18 protein-coding genes are annotated in these 15,529 nt (G+C 71.7%); 13 read left to right on the forward strand and 5 right to left on the reverse strand.

The window, feature by feature from the left end:
• Positions 1 to 154: 154 nt before the first annotated feature.
• From ACFY1P_RS32240 to ACFY1P_RS32255, 4 genes are all read left to right on the forward strand, one after another.
• Positions 155 to 1,393 (forward strand): GNAT family N-acetyltransferase, encoded by a 1,239-nt coding sequence (locus tag ACFY1P_RS32240; protein ID WP_390752621.1) that lies wholly within the window; start codon positions 155 to 157, stop codon positions 1,391 to 1,393.
• Between the two features lie 104 nt (positions 1,394 to 1,497).
• Positions 1,498 to 2,091 carry an NAD(P)H-dependent oxidoreductase gene (locus tag ACFY1P_RS32245; protein ID WP_361533306.1) on the forward strand — a complete coding sequence of 198 codons (594 nt, stop codon included), beginning with the start codon at positions 1,498 to 1,500 and terminating at the stop codon, positions 2,089 to 2,091.
• A 458-nt stretch (positions 2,092 to 2,549) separates the two neighbouring features.
• Positions 2,550 to 3,404 carry a hypothetical protein gene (locus tag ACFY1P_RS32250; protein WP_390752622.1) on the forward strand — a complete coding sequence of 285 codons (855 nt, stop codon included), beginning with the start codon at positions 2,550 to 2,552 and terminating at the stop codon, positions 3,402 to 3,404.
• A 142-nt stretch (positions 3,405 to 3,546) separates the two neighbouring features.
• Complete coding sequence (locus ACFY1P_RS32255) at positions 3,547 to 4,335, forward strand: putative protein N(5)-glutamine methyltransferase (protein WP_361533312.1); 789 nt, start codon at positions 3,547 to 3,549, stop codon at positions 4,333 to 4,335.
• Between the two features lie 13 nt (positions 4,336 to 4,348).
• Here the strand turns inward: ACFY1P_RS32255 and ACFY1P_RS32260 are convergent, their stop codons facing one another.
• Both ACFY1P_RS32260 and ACFY1P_RS32265 read right to left on the reverse strand, forming a co-directional pair.
• On the reverse strand, positions 4,349 to 4,807 hold the full coding sequence (locus tag ACFY1P_RS32260; RefSeq protein ID WP_390752623.1) for a pyridoxamine 5'-phosphate oxidase family protein: 459 nt from the start codon (positions 4,805 to 4,807) through the stop codon (positions 4,349 to 4,351).
• Between the two features lie 91 nt (positions 4,808 to 4,898).
• Positions 4,899 to 5,660 (reverse strand): NAD(P)H-binding protein, encoded by a 762-nt coding sequence (locus ACFY1P_RS32265; RefSeq protein WP_361533318.1) that lies wholly within the window; start codon positions 5,658 to 5,660, stop codon positions 4,899 to 4,901.
• Between the two features lie 204 nt (positions 5,661 to 5,864).
• On the opposite strand from ACFY1P_RS32265, the gene ACFY1P_RS32270 reads away from it, so the two are divergent.
• Positions 5,865 to 6,764, forward strand: coding sequence for an RNA polymerase sigma-70 factor (locus ACFY1P_RS32270; protein ID WP_390752624.1), 900 nt, complete (start codon positions 5,865 to 5,867; stop codon positions 6,762 to 6,764).
• Positions 6,752 to 7,210 carry an SRPBCC family protein gene (locus tag ACFY1P_RS32275; protein WP_361533324.1) on the forward strand — a complete coding sequence of 153 codons (459 nt, stop codon included), beginning with the start codon at positions 6,752 to 6,754 and terminating at the stop codon, positions 7,208 to 7,210. Before ACFY1P_RS32270 ends, ACFY1P_RS32275 begins: the two co-directional genes overlap by 13 nt.
• 28 nt (positions 7,211 to 7,238) lie before the next feature.
• On the opposite strand, the gene ACFY1P_RS32280 is transcribed toward ACFY1P_RS32275, so the two are convergent.
• A complete protein-coding gene (locus ACFY1P_RS32280; protein WP_361533327.1) occupies positions 7,239 to 8,135 on the reverse strand; it encodes an NAD(P)-binding domain-containing protein in 897 nt (298 codons plus the stop codon).
• Positions 8,136 to 8,183: 48 nt separating this feature from the next.
• Between ACFY1P_RS32280 and ACFY1P_RS32285 the strand changes: the two genes are divergently transcribed.
• The 6 genes from ACFY1P_RS32285 to ACFY1P_RS32310 all read left to right on the forward strand — a co-directional run bounded on the left by ACFY1P_RS32285 (position 8,184) and on the right by ACFY1P_RS32310 (position 11,105).
• Positions 8,184 to 8,534 (forward strand): helix-turn-helix domain-containing protein, encoded by a 351-nt coding sequence (locus ACFY1P_RS32285; RefSeq protein ID WP_361533330.1) that lies wholly within the window; start codon positions 8,184 to 8,186, stop codon positions 8,532 to 8,534.
• 186 nt (positions 8,535 to 8,720) lie between these two features.
• The gene (locus tag ACFY1P_RS32290; RefSeq protein ID WP_361533333.1) at positions 8,721 to 9,065 is read left to right on the forward strand and encodes a hypothetical protein; all 345 of its coding nucleotides are present in this window, start codon (positions 8,721 to 8,723) and stop codon (positions 9,063 to 9,065) included.
• 31 nt (positions 9,066 to 9,096) lie between these two features.
• Entirely contained in the window at positions 9,097 to 9,351 is a 255-nt protein-coding gene (locus tag ACFY1P_RS32295) for an aldo/keto reductase (RefSeq protein WP_390752625.1), read from the forward strand.
• A gap of 274 nt (positions 9,352 to 9,625) precedes the next feature.
• On the forward strand, positions 9,626 to 10,003 hold the full coding sequence (locus ACFY1P_RS32300) for a helix-turn-helix transcriptional regulator (protein ID WP_361525517.1): 378 nt from the start codon (positions 9,626 to 9,628) through the stop codon (positions 10,001 to 10,003).
• A 16-nt stretch (positions 10,004 to 10,019) separates the two neighbouring features.
• Positions 10,020 to 10,610, forward strand: a complete 591-nt coding sequence (locus ACFY1P_RS32305) for a hypothetical protein (RefSeq protein ID WP_361525520.1) — start codon at positions 10,020 to 10,022, stop codon at positions 10,608 to 10,610.
• Positions 10,611 to 10,721: 111 nt separating this feature from the next.
• On the forward strand, positions 10,722 to 11,105 hold the full coding sequence (locus ACFY1P_RS32310) for a DUF2516 family protein (RefSeq protein WP_361525523.1): 384 nt from the start codon (positions 10,722 to 10,724) through the stop codon (positions 11,103 to 11,105).
• Between the two features lie 24 nt (positions 11,106 to 11,129).
• Here the strand turns inward: ACFY1P_RS32310 and ACFY1P_RS32315 are convergent, their stop codons facing one another.
• A complete protein-coding gene (locus ACFY1P_RS32315) occupies positions 11,130 to 12,407 on the reverse strand; it encodes a PP2C family protein-serine/threonine phosphatase (protein ID WP_390752626.1) in 1,278 nt (425 codons plus the stop codon).
• Between the two features lie 494 nt (positions 12,408 to 12,901).
• Positions 12,902 to 14,011 carry an NlpC/P60 family protein gene (locus tag ACFY1P_RS32320; RefSeq protein WP_390752627.1) on the reverse strand — a complete coding sequence of 370 codons (1,110 nt, stop codon included), beginning with the start codon at positions 14,009 to 14,011 and terminating at the stop codon, positions 12,902 to 12,904.
• Positions 14,012 to 14,329: 318 nt separating this feature from the next.
• Here ACFY1P_RS32320 and pstS point away from each other — a divergent pair, with 318 nt between their 5' ends.
• Complete coding sequence (pstS, locus tag ACFY1P_RS32325) at positions 14,330 to 15,460, forward strand: phosphate ABC transporter substrate-binding protein PstS (RefSeq protein ID WP_361525532.1); 1,131 nt, start codon at positions 14,330 to 14,332, stop codon at positions 15,458 to 15,460.
• The last annotated feature ends 69 nt before the right edge of the window (positions 15,461 to 15,529 follow it).

Genomic DNA, 15,529 nt, shown 5'->3' on the forward strand with positions numbered 1-15,529 from the left:
GGGCGGCGAACCGGCCCGCAGCTCGGGGTCTGGGGCGGAGCCCCAGTTTCGGGAAGGGGCGGGGTAGGGGAAAAAGCCCGCCGCAGGCGCCCACCCGCACCCAGCCCAAAAACCACGTGCCCCCAAACCCGCCACCCCCTACCGTCCCCCCCCCATGACGCCCCACATCCGACCCGTCACCGAAGAAGACCTCCCCCACTGGTGCAGAGCCCTGCACACCGCCTTCCTCTCGACTCCTGAAGTCCCCAAGGAAGAGATCGAGTTCCGCACCCCCCTCGTCAACACCGGCCGCGCACAAGGCGCGTTCGAGGACGGCCGCTGCGTCGCCACGTTCCGCAGCTTCGACCAGCGGCTCACCCTCCCCGGTGGTGCGGACGTCGTGGCTGACGCGGTCAGCAATGTGACCGTGTCGCCCACCCACCGCAGGCGCGGGCTGCTCAGCCGGATGATGGCGGGTGATCTGCGCGCGGCCAAGGAGCGCGGGGACGCCGTCGCCACCCTGATCGCGGCGGAGTACCCGATCTACGGCCGCTACGGCTTCGGCCCGGCCACCTGGGTCACGGACTGGGAGGTCGAGGTGGCGCGTACGGGCCTCGACCGGCGTTACTCGGGCCCCGCCGACGGCGGGCAGGTGCGCTTCGCCGACCTCGCCGAGGTCCGTGAACACGGCCCCGGCCTGCATGAACGCCTGCGCGCCAGGCAACACGGCGCCGTCGACCGCTCCGAGCGCTGGTGGCTGAGGAAGACCGGCGAGCTCCCGGACGGCAGGCCCTGGGAGGAACCGTTCTCCGTGCTGTACCGCTCCCCGGAAGGCAGTGTCGACGGCCTGCTCATGTACACCGCGGAGGACGTCTGGGAGGGCAAGCTCCCGCAGTGCCCGGCCACCGTCCAGGAGCTCATCGCCGTGACCCCGGCCGCCGAACGGGCGCTGTGGCACTTCCTGTTGTCGGTCGACTGGATCACCCGGGTCCGCACCGGCCACCGCGCCCCCGACGACGTACTCCCCCTGCTGCTGCCCGACCCGCGCGCGGCGCGCGTCGTCACCCACGCCGACTATCTGTGGGTGCGGCCCCTCGACATACCGGTGCTGCTGGAGGCCCGTACGTACGCCGCCTCCGGCACGCTCGTCCTGGACGTGACCGACCCCGACGGCCTGGCGGGCGGGCGGTTCCTGCTGGAGGCGGGGCCGGAGGGCGCGCGCTGTACGCCCACGCGCCGGGCGGCGGATCTCACGCTGGGTGTCGGGGAGTTGGGCGCGCTGGCCCTCGGTGACGAGTCGGCCTCGCGGCTCGCCGCGCTGGGGCGGATCGGCGAGGAGCGGGCGGGTGCGGTGGCCCTGGCCGATCCGTTGCTGCGCACGGCGCGCCGGCCCTGGTGCCCCGACATCTTCTGACGGCCCCGGAAAAGATCGCGCTTGACCTCAAGTGAACTTGAGGTACCAAGCTTCTGATCAACAGCCCGCCGGTACCGCACCGGCACGAATCCTCGGGGGACCCCATGGCCGAGAACACCTACCGCCTCGCCGTCGTCATCGCCTCCACTCGCGAGGGCCGCTTCGCGACCACCATCTCCAAGTGGTTCGAGGCGCGGCTCGCGGAGCGCTCCGACGTCGAGGTCGACATCATCGACCTCGCCGACCACCCGCTGCCGATGCACCTCTCCAGGGAGCTGTCCCCGGAGGACGCCGCGGCGCTGGGCGCGGTGACGCCGCGGCTGGAGCAGGCCGACGCCTTCGTGATCGTGACGCCGGAGTACAACCACAGCTACCCGGCATCCTTGAAGAACCTCATCGACTGGCACTACTCGCAGTGGCGCGCCAAGCCGGTGGCCTTCATCTCCTACGGCGGCCTCTCCGGCGGCCTGCGCTCCGTCGCCCACCTGCGCCCGGTCTTCTCGGAGCTGCACGCGGTGACGATCCGCGAGACGGTCAGTTTCCACAGCCCCTGGGGCAAGTTCGACGAGGACGGCACGCACGTCGACGCGGAGGCGGGGAACGCGGCGGCGGGGGCGGCGAAGGTCATGCTCGATCAGCTGGCGTGGTGGGCGCTTTCGCTGCGCGAGGCTCGGGCGGTTCGGCCTTATGGGGCGTGAACAGGGTGCGGGTTGCTTGCCGCCTGCGGCGCTTTGTTCCCCTACCCCGCCCCTTCCCGAAACTGGGGCTTCGCCCCAGACCCCGCAACACGCTTCGCGCGCTGTCCTCAAACTCCCCCAGCTACCTCCCCCAGACTCCGTCCGGGGGTGCCCCCAGAGGTGCCCCCAACGGGCTGAGATTGCGCACCCACATCAGCCAAATCAGCCCGTCCGGCGTTTGAGGACACCCGGCGAAGCCGGGTTGGGGTCCGGGGTCTCCCCCCGCGCGGCGGAGCCGCACATCAGACGCAGCCGGGAAGGGGCGGGGTAGGGGAACAAAGCGCCGCAGGCGCAAGCAACCCGCACCCGGGGGCCTGAGGCACGCGCCCCAGTGCGGGAAGGGGCGGGGCTGGGGAAAAACCACCGCCACCCCACCCCGTGTAATTTGGCGAGCAGCCCCACCCACCAGGAGAAACCACATGCCCGCCGAACCCCGCCGCCGCCTTCTCTACGTCACCGACCTCGCCTACGAAGCCCGAGGGCGCCGGTACTGCGACGAGGACATCTTCCTCTCCTCCCGGCTGCGCGCGGAATTCGACATCGCCCTGTGCCACCCCCTGGACGCGGCCGCCCTGATGGAGGGCTTCGACGCCGTCGTGGTCCGTAACAGCGGGCCCGTGCTGCACTACCAGGCCGCGTACGACGATTTCCGCGCACTCGCGGAGAAGCAGGGGGTGCGGGTCTACAACCAGCTTTCCGGCAAGGCCGACATGGTCGGCAAGCGGTATCTGCTGGAGCTGACAGCCGCCGGTTTTCCCGTCATCCCGACCATCGACGACCCGCGGGACATCGGCCGTCTGCCGGAGGCGGACGAATACGTGGTCAAGCCGAAGCTCGGCGCGGATTCCATAGGCCTGGAATTCGCCCCCCGGGAGCGGCTCGCGGAACTCCCTTACGGGGACGTGCTGGTGCAGCCGCGGATCCCCTTCGCCTACGAGGTGTCGTTCTACTTCATCGACCGGGATTTCCAGTACGCCCTTTACGCGCCGCGGCCCGACCGGCGCTGGGAGCTGGAGGCGTACGAACCCTCCGCCGCCGACCTGGAATTCGCGCAGCGGTTCGTCGACTGGAACGACATCGACCACGGCATCCAGCGCGTGGACGCCTGCCGCGCGCCCGGCGGTGAACTCCTCCTGGTGGAACTGGAAGACCTCAATCCGTATCTCTCCCTGGAGCTGCTGGAGCCCGCCGTCCGGGACGCCTTCGCCGCGAACATGGCGGCCTCCGTCCACAGGCTGATCGCGGGAGGGGACGCGTCCGGGCCCGTCGGGTAGTGTGAGCGGCTCAGGCAGTACGCAACCGAGGAGGTGAGACCCATTACCGCTGTTCAGGTCGGGTGCTCTCCCCTCGTGGCCGTACGGTCCGCCCCGCGCGGGTGAACCGCGAGAGCGCCCTTCGGATTCCCGGAAGGCTCTCATGTCTGCTCTTACGTCACTCGTTTCACCCTCCGCCGTCGTCACCCGGCTGCGCGCCGCGGGCTGTGTCTTCGCCGAGGACGAGGCCCGGCTGATCCTCGCCACGGCCCGCACGCCGGACGACGCCGCCCGCATGGTCGACCAGCGGGTCGTCGGCCTCCCCCTGGAACACGTCCTCGGCTGGGCCGAGTTCTGCGGCCTGCGCATAGCCGTGGACCCGGGCGTCTTCGTGCCCCGACGGCGTACGGAACACCTCGTCCGGCAGGCCGCCGCCCTGGCCGGCGGCCCCTCCCCCGTGGTCGTCGACCTGTGCTGCGGCTCCGGCGCGGTCGGCGCCGCGCTCCTCGCGGCCCTGCCGGGCGCGGAGTTGCACGCCGCCGACATCGACCCCGCCGCCGTGCGCTGCGCCCGTCGCAACCTCGCGGCGGGCGTCCCGGTCCACGAGGGCGACCTCTACGCCCCGCTGCCCGCCACGCTGAAGGGCCGCGTCGGCGTCCTGGTGGCCAACGCGCCGTACGTCCCCACCGGGCAGATCGAGTTCCTGCCACCCGAGGCCCGCGACCACGAGCCCCAAGTCGCCCTCGACGGCGGCTCGGACGGCCTGGCCGTCCAGCGCCGCGTGGCCGCGGAGGCCGTCGACTGGCTCGCACCCGGCGGCCATCTGCTGGTCGAGACGAGCGAACGCCAGGCCGCCGCCACGGCGGCCTGGTTCACCCGCGCGGGCCTGGTCGCCGAGGTGGCCCACGACGAGGAGCTCCACGCCACGGTGGTCTCGGGCAGACGCCCCTGATCCCGCGGCCCCCTCAGGCCACCCACTCGCCGTCGCACATCAGGTGACGCCCCTTCAGCTCGTGTGTCTCGTGCCACGCCTGCACCGCCTCGGGGCGCACCCGGAAGTACGCGTACGGCTTGCCGCTCGCGCGCGGGTCCCAGCCCGTGCGCCGCTCGAACGCCGCCGCCGCCGCGGCCGGGACACCGGCCGCGGTGAAGGTCTCCACCGCGCCGTCGAGGAGGACGACGTCCCGTGTGTGCCCGAGCGCGAGGCGGGCCCGGCCGCTGTCGCGGAGGTTGCGCCCGGTGGGGTTGGTGAGGAGGGTGGAGAGCCAGAGCGCCTCCTCGTGCCACACGAACCACAGCGGGACCAGGCACGGCGTCCCGTCCCCGGCGGCCGAGGCGACCCAGATGTCCAATTCGCTCTCCAGGCGCGCCAGCACGTCGGCTCTGCGCTGCTCAGGGCTGCGGGGCGGTGTCTTGATCTTCATGGCCGGTGACGCTACCGATGCGGTCCGCGCCGCACATCGGGCCGAGGTCGTAGGCCGCGCGGAGGCCTCGGACCAGGCGTCAGCCCACGCGTCAGCCGACGCGTTCCGCCAGGAAGTCCTCCCACGTCCGCCTGCCCACGACCGCCCCTTCGAGCGTCAGGTTCTCCCCGGCGCGATAGGCGCGGCCGATCTTCCCGGGCATGCGGACCGGCAACGTCGGCCGCTTCTTGCCGCACGCCCGCAGATATCCGTGGGTCAGCTCGGCGAACCCGTACACCGCGGGCCCGGCCAGGTCCGGCACCAGGCCCGCCGGCTCGCCGAGGGCCAGCTGCACGAGCCGGGCCGCCACCTCGCGGGAGTCGACCGGCTGCCAGCGGAGTCCGCCCGGCGCGGGCACGACCGGCATCTTCGCCATCTTCCCCGCCACGGTCAGGGCCAGGTCGTGGAACTGGGCGGCGCGCAGCGTGGTCCAGGGCAGACCCGATCCGGCCACGGCCCGCTCGGCGCCCAGCTTGGACCGGAAGTAGCCCAGCGGGATCCGGTCCGCCCCGATGACCGAGATGTAGACCAGGTGCCGCACGCGGGCACCCATCGCGGCCCGCACCAGGTTCCGGGTCGCCTCGTCGTCGCCCTTGGGGCCGCCCGCGAGGTGCATGACAATCTCGGCACCGGCCACCGCGGCCTCGATGCCCTCGTCCTTGAGCAGGTCGCCGGTCACGTACTCGATGCCGTCCGCGGACTCGCGCGCGCTCCGGCTGAGCACCCGCACCTCACGGCCGGCCGCCCGCAGCAGGGGCACGACATGGCCACCCAGGGTGCCCGTGCCGCCGGTGACCAGGATGGTCGACGTCATGGCTGCTCCAAATCTCGTCGGCTGTTCTGTGACTCCACAGCGATGACTCCCGGCGGGACGGGAATGTGACGAGCCGGGCCCTGGGCGAACCCCTCCGGCCGTGTGACGTGAACCACAGCCGCACCCTGTCACGGTTCACCGGTGCGGCGTGTCTCGATGGGCGTACGGCTCGACGGCCGTACGAGGAGAGGACCGGTATCAGCCATGAGCGAGGACGACGCCTTCAGCGAGCACCGTCCGCTGCTGTTCACCATCGCCTACGAGATGCTGGGCAGCGCCGCCGACGCCGAGGACGTGCTCCAGGAGAGCTATCTGCGGTGGAGCGCGGTCGACCCGGCCACGGTCGAGCACCCGCGGGCCTACCTCGTCCGCATCGTGACCCGGCAGGCGCTCAACCACCTGCGGGCGGTGAAGGCGCGGCGCGAGGAGTACGTCGGCAGCTGGCTGCCCGAGCCGATCCGCACCGCGCCCGAGGTCAGCGAGGACGCGATCCTGGCCGAGTCGGTGTCGATGGCCATGATGCTCGTCCTGGAGACGCTGGGCCCGGCCGAGCGCGCGGTGTTCGTGCTGCACGACGTGTTCGGCTACACCCACGGCGAGATCGCCGCCTCGATCGGCAAGACCGAGGTCACCGTCCGGCAGATCGCCCACCGGGCCCGGCGGCACGTCCACGCGCGGCGGCGCCGCTTCGAGCCCGACTCCGGCGCGACCCGGGAGATCGTCGAGCGGTTCCTGCGCGCGGCGACGACCGGTGAGGTCCAGGCGCTGATGGACCTGCTGGCGCCCGATGTCGTGCAGATCTCCGACGGCGGCGGGAAGGTCGTCGCCGCCCGCCGCCCGGTCACCGGCAGCGCCGACGTCGCCCGGTTCGTCATCGGCGTGCTCCGCAGCACGACCGCGGCGACGCGCGTCGAGCACGCCACGTACAACGGCATGCCCGCCGCCCGGTTCGTCACCGACGGCGAACTCGACTGGCTCGTCGCCTTCGAGATCCACGACGGACGGATCACGGGCCTCTACGGCATGCGCAACCCGGACAAGCTGCACCGCGCCGAGACGGTGCTCCCACTCGACAGAGGAGGCCAACAGCCGTGGAAACCGTGACGGTCGACCGTGTCATCGACGCCCCGATCGAGGACGTCTTCGCCTGGCTCACCACGACCACCAACTACACGAAGTCACCCCTGGTGGTGCGCTGCCGCCTGACCCGGCGGGGCGAGTCCGCGCCGTACGGCGTCGGCGCGGTGCGCAGCCACCTCTGGCTGATCGGCTGGTTCCGGGAACGCATCACCGTCTACGACGCCCCGTACGCCACGGAGTACGTCGTCGACCGCAGCATCCCGCCGGCGCGGCACGAGCTCGGCCGCATGACCTTCACCGAGACCGACGCCGGCACCCACGTCCGCTGGACCACCCGGGCCGAGATCCCGCTCCCGCTCATCGGCCCCGCCCTCACCCGCCGCGCCGTACGCCCCATCCTCACCCGCACCTTCACGAACATCCTCGAGGCGGCGGAGCGGGCACTGGCCTCCGGCGCGAAGGCGGTGTGAGCGCGCACGAGGGGTGCCGCCACTTCCCTCAGCGGCGGCCGAGGACCTCGGGGATCCGGGCGAACCCGTCCGCGCCGTGGCCCAGTCCGATGGCCCGGCGGACCATGCCCTCGGCCGCGCGCATCGTGCTCGCGTCGATGCCGTGGGCCTCGGAGGTGTGGACGATATGGGCCATGGACGCCGCCGCCGAGGTGATCGGATTGACCTTGCCGGAGAAGTTGCCGCTGTCCAGGTCCGCCGCGTCCTGCGCGAAGAGCGGCGGGAGGATCGCCGCGATGCCCCCGGCGAACGGCGCCAGTTCCCCTGCGGTGATGCCTTCCGCCCGCGCCACGGCCACGGCGTGCGCGTAGCCCGCCATCGCGGTCCAGAAGATGTCCAGCAGCGCGATGTCGTACGCCGCGGCCCGGCCGATGTCCTCACCGAGGTGGGTGTGCGTGCCGCCCAGCGCCTCCAGCACCGGCCTGTGCTTGCGGTGGAGTTCCTCCGGGCCGGCGTGGATGAACACCGCGTCAGGCGTCCCGATGGTCGTGGTCGGCGTCATGATCGCGCCGTCGAGGTACGAAATGCCGTGCGCGGCCGCCCATTCCGCCGTGCTCCGGGCCCGGTCCGGGGTGTCGGCGGTCAGGTTCACGACCGTGCGCCCCTTGAGCGCCTCGGCGACCGCGTCGCGCCGCAGGACGGAGTCCGCCGCGTCGTAGTCCACCACGCAGACCACGATCAGCTCGCTCGCGGCGACCGCCTCCTCCGCCGACCGCGCGCCGACCGCGCCCCGCGCGATGAGCTCGCCGTCCCTGCCGGGCGTCCGGTTCCAGACAGTGGTCCGCAGCCCCGCGTCGAGGAAGGCACCGGCCAGGGTCCGGCCCATCGGCCCGAGGCCGAGCACGGTGACGGCAGACTGTCCGGAGTGTTCTGAGTGCATGGACATGGTTCGACTCCCTTGTGAAAACCGCGATAGATGAGAAAAGGGGCAGAGATGACGCGCAGTCGTGCCCAGGATCTGGACGTCTGTGGAGTGACCGCCGCGATCGCCGTGATCGACGGCAAGTGGAAGAACACCCTGCTCTGGCTGCTGGAATCCGGTCCGCAACGCCCCGGAGAGCTGCGCCGCCAACTGCCGGGCCTCAGCGAGAAGGTGCTGACCCAGGCTCTCCGCGAGATGGAGACGGACGGGCTGGTGCACCGGGAAGTGCACGACGTGCTGCCGTTGAAGACCGTGTACTCCCTGACCGGCTTCGGCAGAGAGCTCTCCGAGGCGCTCGCCCCGCTCTCCGAGTGGGGCCACCGCCGCCTGGAGCGACTTGCCGAGGCCCGGACGGCCTCCTGATTCCCCCTCCTGTCCACCGGTCCGCGCGCCCCGCCGATCGCTCACCACGAGCTTCGCCCGGCCGGGGCGCGCTGCCAAGTACCCACAAAAAGGTGGGTACGGCGACCGAAGGCCGACGCCGCCCCGGTGAGCAGGACGCCCCTGGCCGGGCGTAGCGTCCCGTACAGGACAACCTGGGGGGATGTCTTGACGTACGGTTCACTGATCCTGCTCGTCTTCGGCCTGGCCGTCGTGGCAGTCCTGGGCATCGGCCCGCTGGGGATGTACGCGTTCCTCCGCAACCGCGTGCCCGGCCGGCCGCTGCGCCGCGTCGTGCGCAACCCCCGGCTGTGGGGCCTGGGCCTCCTGCTCCAGGTCGCGAGCCTGCTCACCTACTCCTGGGCCGTGCTGGCCCTGGGCCTGCTCTGCACGGTGTGCGGCCACGCCCTCCGGCCGGCCGGACGGAACCGCGGCCGGGGCCCGCTCTCCCGGTCCAGCAGGTCAGCGCCACGTATCGGCAGGTTGTCGGCCCTCCGCCGCGGCCGTCAGTGATCCATGGGCCCTCACCGAACGCAGCCTCGGCGTGGCCGGGGTGGTCCGGGAGGTGGCCGGCGAGCTGGGGCACACCCCGGCCCAGGTGGCGCCGGCCTGGACGCCGCGGAAGCCGGGCGTGGCGAGCACGCTGCTCGGCGCCCGCACCCCCGCCCAGTTGGAGGACAACCTGGGCGCCCTGGCGGTCGAGCTGACGGACGCCCAGCTGGCCCGGCTCGACGCGGCGGGCGCGATCACCCTCGGCCAGCCGCACGAGCTGCTGACGACCGGCCCATCCGCCGGGTGACCACCGGCGACCTGCGGATCGAGACCCGCCGCCGACTCGGCCGCCGGCGGCGGGAGCCGGGGTACGGAGCCGGTCTGTTCACCGTCCGGGCGAGCCACGTCCGGATCGCTTCCGCCGTCGGACTCCGTCGAACCCGGCGACCCTCACCGTTCTCACGCCCCCGACCGGAGGTGGTTGATCATGGACTGCACGCGGGGCCCGGCCACCCCCACCCGCAGACACTTTTGCAAGCAGTCGCTTGCAAAAGTTAGCAACGTGGGGCAGCATCGAGCGCATGGGATCACTCAACGTCGGCAATCTCGGTGAGTATCTGCGGGAGCAGCGGCGCAACGCGCAGCTGACGCTGCGGCAGCTCGCCGATGCCGCGGGGGTGTCCAATCCTTATCTCAGCCAGATCGAGCGCGGCCTGCGCAAGCCGAGTGCCGAGATCCTCCAGCAGCTCGCGAGGGCGCTGCGGATCTCCGCCGAGACCTTGTACGTGCAGGCCGGGATTCTCGACGAGCGGGACCGGGGCGACGCGGAGGTCCGCAGTGTGATCCTCGCCGACCCCGCGATCAACGAGCAGCAGAAGCAGGTGCTGCTCCAGATCTACGAGTCCTTCCGTAAGGAGAACGGGCTCGCGACGGACGACGACAGCAAATCTTCGAGCTGACCGGGAGACCATCGCCATGGCCACCACCCAGGATTTCCGCAAGGCCGCGACCGACACCGCGTACGCCGCGGCCGGAGCCGCCGACCTCACCTTCGAGGTGATCGGACAGGTCGTCGCCGAGGCCCCCCAGCGCTTCGAGCAGCTGCGGAACACCGACCCCAAGGCCCTTCAGCAGAAGGTGACCCAGCGGGCCAAGGAGACGCAGGCGACGGTGACCGCCAAGTTCACCGAGATCGTCAACACCTTCGACACCGACGCGAAGAAGTTCGGCCAGTCCGCGCAGGACCTGCTGCTCCAGGGCGTCGGCCAGGCCGTGGGGTACGCGGCGAAGGCCGGCGAGCAGTACGAGAAGCTGGCCGAGCGCGGCCGCGTCGCCGTGAAGACCTGGCGCGGCGAGGCCGCCGACGAGGTCGCCGACATCGCCGTCGCCATCGAGCCGGAGAGCGACGCCAAGCCGGACGCCAAGACCGACGCCAAGACCGAGGACAAGTCCGAGGCCGGTGCGCAGGACGCCGACGCCAAGCCCGCCGCGGCGCGCAAGCCGGCCGCCGCCCGCAAGACCGCGGCAGCCCCCAAGAAGACGGACGCCAAGTCCGACGACCAGTAAGCAGTAGGCGGGAGGGAGCGGTCCGGGGCGGTGTGCCGCGTGCCCGGACCGTTCTCCCGGTACCGTGGCGGGCGCAAGCGCCCGTAATGGAACGACCTTGAGGTGAGCCACGTGTTGGTTGACGGGTTCGGCAGCGCCATCGGCTGGCTCGCGGAATGGCTCCCCAGGGTGCTGTGCCTGTTCGCGCTGGCGGCGGTCGTCGACGCGGCGACCACCCGCGAGGACGCCTTCCGCGCGGCCGACAAGCAGACGAAGCGCTTCTGGATCACCGTCATGGCGCTGGCGGCGCTCGTCTCCGGGCTGCCGTCGGCGCGCTATCTGGGCGGCGGCTGGGCCGCGCTGGCGGGCATCTTCGGCGGCCTCGGCTTCCTCCTGATCCTGGCCGCCCTCATCGCCACCATCGTCTATTACGTGGAAGTACGGGCGACGCTCAAGCGGATCAACGGCCGCCGGAGCTGGCCGAAGAAGGGGCCGCGCGGCGGCGGCAGGTACTGATCCGCGGGCGGCGGCGTACGGGCCTCAGCCGCGGTCCAGCAGGAGGACCGCCAGGTCGTCCGTCAACTCGCCGCCGTTCAGCGCCCGCACCTCCGTCACCGCCGCGTCCAGCAGCGCCTCCCCGGTCAGGCCGTCCTTGACCTGACGGGTGACCAGCTCGACGATGCCCTCCTGGCCCAGGCGCCGCGCGCCTTCGCCGATCCTGCCCTCGATCAGGCCGTCGGTGTACATCATCAGGCTCCAGCTGCCGCCCAGTTCGATCTGCCGGCGCGGCCAGCGGGCGCGCCGGAGCAGGCCGAGCGCGGGGCCGCCGCTGTCCTGCGGCAGCAGGCGCGGGGCCTGGCCGGGGCGTACGAGCAGCGGCGCGGGGTGGCCCGCCAGGCTCAGGCCCGCGCGGCGGCCGTCGGGCGATATGTCGACGGCACACAGCGTCGCGAAGGTCTCCTCGTCCGCCCGCTCGTGCTCCAGCACCTGCTGGAGGGTGGACAGCAGCTCGTCACCGCACAGCCCGGCGAGCGTCAAGGCCCGCCACGCTATGCGGAGTTCGACGCCGAGCGCGGCCTCGTCCGGGCCGTGGCCGCTGACGTCGCCGATCATCGCGTGGACGGTGCCGTCGGGCGTCCGCACGGTGTCGTAGAAGTCGCCGCCGAGCAGCGCGCGGCTGCGGCCCGGGCGGTAGCGGGCGGCGAACCGCAGGTCCGAACCGGCCAGCAGCGGGGTCGGCAGCAGGCCGCGCTCCAGCCGGGCGTTCTCCTGGGCGCGCAGCCGGGACTCGGTGAGCTGGTGCTGGGCGAGGTCCGCGCGCTTGCGCTCGACGGCGTAGCGGATGGCCCGGCTGAGCACCCGCCCGTCGAGCTCGTCACGGAAGAGGTAGTCCTGCGCCCCCACGCGTACGGCCTCGGCGGCCCGCTCGGCGTCGGTCTCCGCGGTGAGCGCGAGGACGGCGTGCCGGGGCGCGAGGCGCAGCACCTGGCGCAGGGTGTCCAGCTCGTCGCGGGGCTCGGCCGCGTGCGACTCGGCGTCGCCGGCGCAGCCGGCGGTGACGCAGGCCGGTTCGCAGACCCGCTCGGCGGCGGGGAGGGCGAGGTCGAGAAGGATGCAGTGCACGTCGTCGGTGAGCAGCCGCTCGGCCTCGGTGAGGTTGCGGGCGGTACGGATACGGACCGGCTTGCCCGCCGGACCCGACATCTCGGCCATCTCGGGCATGGACAGCGAGCCCCCGGGGTCGCTCTCGATCACCAGCAGGGTCAGCCCGGCGTCGAGCGGGGCCGCCTCGGCGAGCCTCGGCGCGGGTACGGACATGGTGACGGCTTCCTTCCGTTCCCCCCGAGAACATGGCGCCCACCGATCGGTGAGCGCCGAACGCGACCCTAGCGGCCGATCCGTTCGAACGGAATGGAACGGGGCCACTCGCCGCTGTCATATGCGGTTGCCTGTGCGGCATTTGGCGCGTGAGGGGAGAAACACGCAATGAGAAACGTCACCCCTTGGGGTGGCGGGGGTCACATGGCGCCGCGCCCTGCGGGCTGCCTGCGGCGGGCTTTTTTCCCCAGCCCCGCCCCTTCCCGGCTGCGTCTGATGTGCGGCTCCGCCGCGTGGGGGGAGACCCCGGGCCCCAGCGCCCTTGGGGGTCCCCAACGGGCTGAAATTGCGCACCCACATCAGCCAAATCCAGCCCGTCCGGCGATTGAGGACAACGCGGCGAAGCCGTGTTGCGGGGTCTGGGGCGAAGCCCCAGTTTCGGGAAGGGGCGGGGCTGGGGAAAAAAGAAAAGCCGCCGCAGGCGACCACGACCGTCACCCAGGCCGCACGACCCCAAGAATCGGCATCGTCCCCGCCCCCGCAAGCGTCACCTGCCGCCCAGGCCGCGGCGCATGCACGATCGTCCCGTCCCCCACGTACACGCCCACATGACTCGCGTCCGCGAAGTAGATGATCAAATCGCCCGGCCGCATGTCCTTCACGTCCACCCGGGGCAGCTGACGCCACTGTTCCTGCGAAGTACGCGGGATGGCCCGCCCGGCCGCGGTCCACGCCTTGAGGGTGAGGCCGGAGCAGTCGTACGTGTCGGGTCCCTCCGCGCCCCACACGTAGTCCTTGCCTATCTGGGCCGTCGCGAAGGCGACCGCCCGCTTTGCCTCGTCGGAGGCCGCGGCGCCGGAGTCCTGGAGGGCCTCCTTGGCGGTCACGCCCTTCGCCGGCTGGGAGGCGAGCCATTTCCGCTGGTCCTCGCGGGCGCGGTCCTCCTCCAGTTTTCGCAGCCGTTCCTTTTCCTTCGTCTCGAGCCGCGATTCCAGCTCCTTGGCGGCGGCCAGCTTCGCCTCGATCTCCTTCTTCGCGGACTCCTTCTTCTTCCGCTCGCCGTCCAGCGTCTTCCAGCGTTCACCGGCGGCCTTGGCGTAGCCGTCCAGCGTCTTCCGGGTGGCCGCCTGCTGGGCGATCACGCCCCGGGTGGCGGCCTCGCCCTTGTGGGCGAGCGCGAGGCCGTCGAGGAAGGTCCGGGGCGAGGAGGAGAGGAAGAGGCGCGCCTGGGGCGGCATGCTGCCGTCGCGGTAGCGGGCGCGGGCCAGGGCGCCGACCTGGTCCTTGAGCCGGTTCATGCGCTCCTGCGCGGCGGCCGCGGACCGGGCGAGCTCGGCGATGGACTTCTCCTGGAGGCGCTGCTCCTCACCTGCCGCGTTGTACGCGTCGGTGGCGGCCTCCGCCTGCCGGTAGAGGCCCTCCACCTCCTTGTGGACCTCCTCCAGGCCGCGCGGTGGAGGGCTGGGGTCCGCGTACGCCGTGCCCGGCAGGAACGTGGCCCCCGCCACGGCCGCCGCGCAGACCAGGGCGGCCGTCACGATCAGGCGGCCGCCGCCGGGTGTCTCCGTGTCCCCACTGCCCGTACCCCTGCCGTGCCACCTCACAGGCCACCTCCGCGGCTTCCGCCCTCAGGTCTGACATAGCGTCACGTGAGAAACGGATGCTGTCACGGCGACCGGAAAACGGACAGAGATCTGCGTCACACTGGCCGACAAACCAGCCGCCCGACCGGCTACCACCCTGACCGGTGAGGTTCACCCTCCGTTCACTCTCACCCATCGACCGCTTCACCTGTTCTGCCTAATTTCGGTCGTAGAGGGTGCGGGTCCCGGGCATTCGGGACCGCAGCGGAACGGCTGAACCGCACCGACAACCTCTCGCACGCCGCCCCAGCGGCGGCTCCCGGAAGGAACTCCCCAAAAGTGAAGCTTCAGCGCAAGAACCGGCTCCGCGCCGTCGCCTTCGGCGCCATCGCCGTCTCCGGCGCCCTGGTCCTCACGGCGTGCGGTTCGGACAACAACAGCGGCAGCGACACCGGCACCGGTGGCGCCACCAAGGCCGCGGGCAACATCAAGTGCGACGGCAAGGGCCAGCTGCTGGCCTCGGGCTCGTCCGCGCAGAAGAACGCCATGGACCTCTGGGTCAAGAACTTCATGGCGGCCTGCAAGGACATCCAGATCAACTACAAGCCCACCGGCTCGGGCGCGGGCATCCAGGAGTTCCTCCAGGGCAAGACGGCCTTCGCCGGCTCCGACTCGGCGCTGAAGCCGGAGGAGGTGGCCAAGTCCAAGGAGGTCGTCAAGGGCGGCCAGGGCATCGACCTCCCGATGGTCGGCGGCCCGATCGCGATCGGCTACCACCTCTCGGGCGTGGACAACCTCGTCCTGGACGCGGACACCCTCGCCAAGATCTTCGACGGCAAGATCGAGAAGTGGGACGACCCGGCGATCGCCAAGCTCAACAAGGACGCCAAGCTTCCCAGCACCAAGATCCAGGCGTTCCACCGCTCGGACGAGTCCGGCACCACGGACAACTTCACGAAGTACCTCAAGGCCGCCGCCGACAAGTCGTGGCCCTACGCGCCCGCCAAGGCATGGGCCGCCAAGGGCGGCCAGTCCGCCGACGGCTCCGCCGGTGTCTCCTCGCAGGTCAAGCAGACCGAGGGCGCCATCTCCTACTTCGAGCTGTCCTACGCCACCGCCAACTCGATCAAGACGGTGAAGCTCAACACCGGCGCCGCCGCCCCGGTCGAGGCCACCTCGGACAACGCCTCCAAGGCCATCGCCGAGGCGAAGATCACCGGCACTGGCCAGGACCTCGCGCTCAAGCTCAACTACAACACCAAGGCCGAGGGCGCCTACCCGATCACCCTGGTGACCTACGAGATCGTCGGCGACAAGGGCAACAAGGCCGACACCCTCGCCGCCACCAAGTCCTTCCTGACCTACATCGCGAGCGAGGACGGCCAGTCCGTCCTCAAGGGCATGGGGTACGCCCCGCTGCCCGCCGAGATCGCGAAGAAGGTCCGCGAGAACATCGCGAACCTCTCGTGACCCGCGTGCGGCCGGACCCCCAGCGGGCGTCCGGCCGCACCGTCCGGTGCACCGCCGCCAGGAGAGCGG

The sequence above is a fragment of the Streptomyces sp. NPDC001407 genome, assembly GCF_042895325.1.
In the GTDB taxonomy this organism is placed as follows: domain Bacteria; phylum Actinomycetota; class Actinomycetes; order Streptomycetales; family Streptomycetaceae; genus Streptomyces.

Bases quoted from the DNA above. Each gene is read 5' to 3' on its own strand.
- ACFY1P_RS32240 (WP_390752621.1), top strand. From the start codon at position 155: ATGACGCCCCACATCCGACCCGTCACCGAAGAAGACCTCCCCCACTGG.
- ACFY1P_RS32245 (WP_361533306.1), top strand. From the start codon at position 1,498: ATGGCCGAGAACACCTACCGCCTCGCCGTCGTCATCGCCTCCACTCGC.
- ACFY1P_RS32250 (WP_390752622.1), top strand. From the start codon at position 2,550: ATGCCCGCCGAACCCCGCCGCCGCCTTCTCTACGTCACCGACCTCGCC.
- ACFY1P_RS32255 (WP_361533312.1), top strand. From the start codon at position 3,547: ATGTCTGCTCTTACGTCACTCGTTTCACCCTCCGCCGTCGTCACCCGG.
- ACFY1P_RS32260 (WP_390752623.1), bottom strand. From the start codon at position 4,807: ATGAAGATCAAGACACCGCCCCGCAGCCCTGAGCAGCGCAGAGCCGAC.
- ACFY1P_RS32265 (WP_361533318.1), bottom strand. From the start codon at position 5,660: ATGACGTCGACCATCCTGGTCACCGGCGGCACGGGCACCCTGGGTGGC.
- ACFY1P_RS32270 (WP_390752624.1), top strand. From the start codon at position 5,865: ATGAGCGAGGACGACGCCTTCAGCGAGCACCGTCCGCTGCTGTTCACC.
- ACFY1P_RS32280 (WP_361533327.1), bottom strand. From the start codon at position 8,135: ATGTCCATGCACTCAGAACACTCCGGACAGTCTGCCGTCACCGTGCTC.
- ACFY1P_RS32285 (WP_361533330.1), top strand. From the start codon at position 8,184: ATGACGCGCAGTCGTGCCCAGGATCTGGACGTCTGTGGAGTGACCGCC.
- ACFY1P_RS32300 (WP_361525517.1), top strand. From the start codon at position 9,626: ATGGGATCACTCAACGTCGGCAATCTCGGTGAGTATCTGCGGGAGCAG.
- ACFY1P_RS32305 (WP_361525520.1), top strand. From the start codon at position 10,020: ATGGCCACCACCCAGGATTTCCGCAAGGCCGCGACCGACACCGCGTAC.
- ACFY1P_RS32315 (WP_390752626.1), bottom strand. From the start codon at position 12,407: ATGTCCGTACCCGCGCCGAGGCTCGCCGAGGCGGCCCCGCTCGACGCC.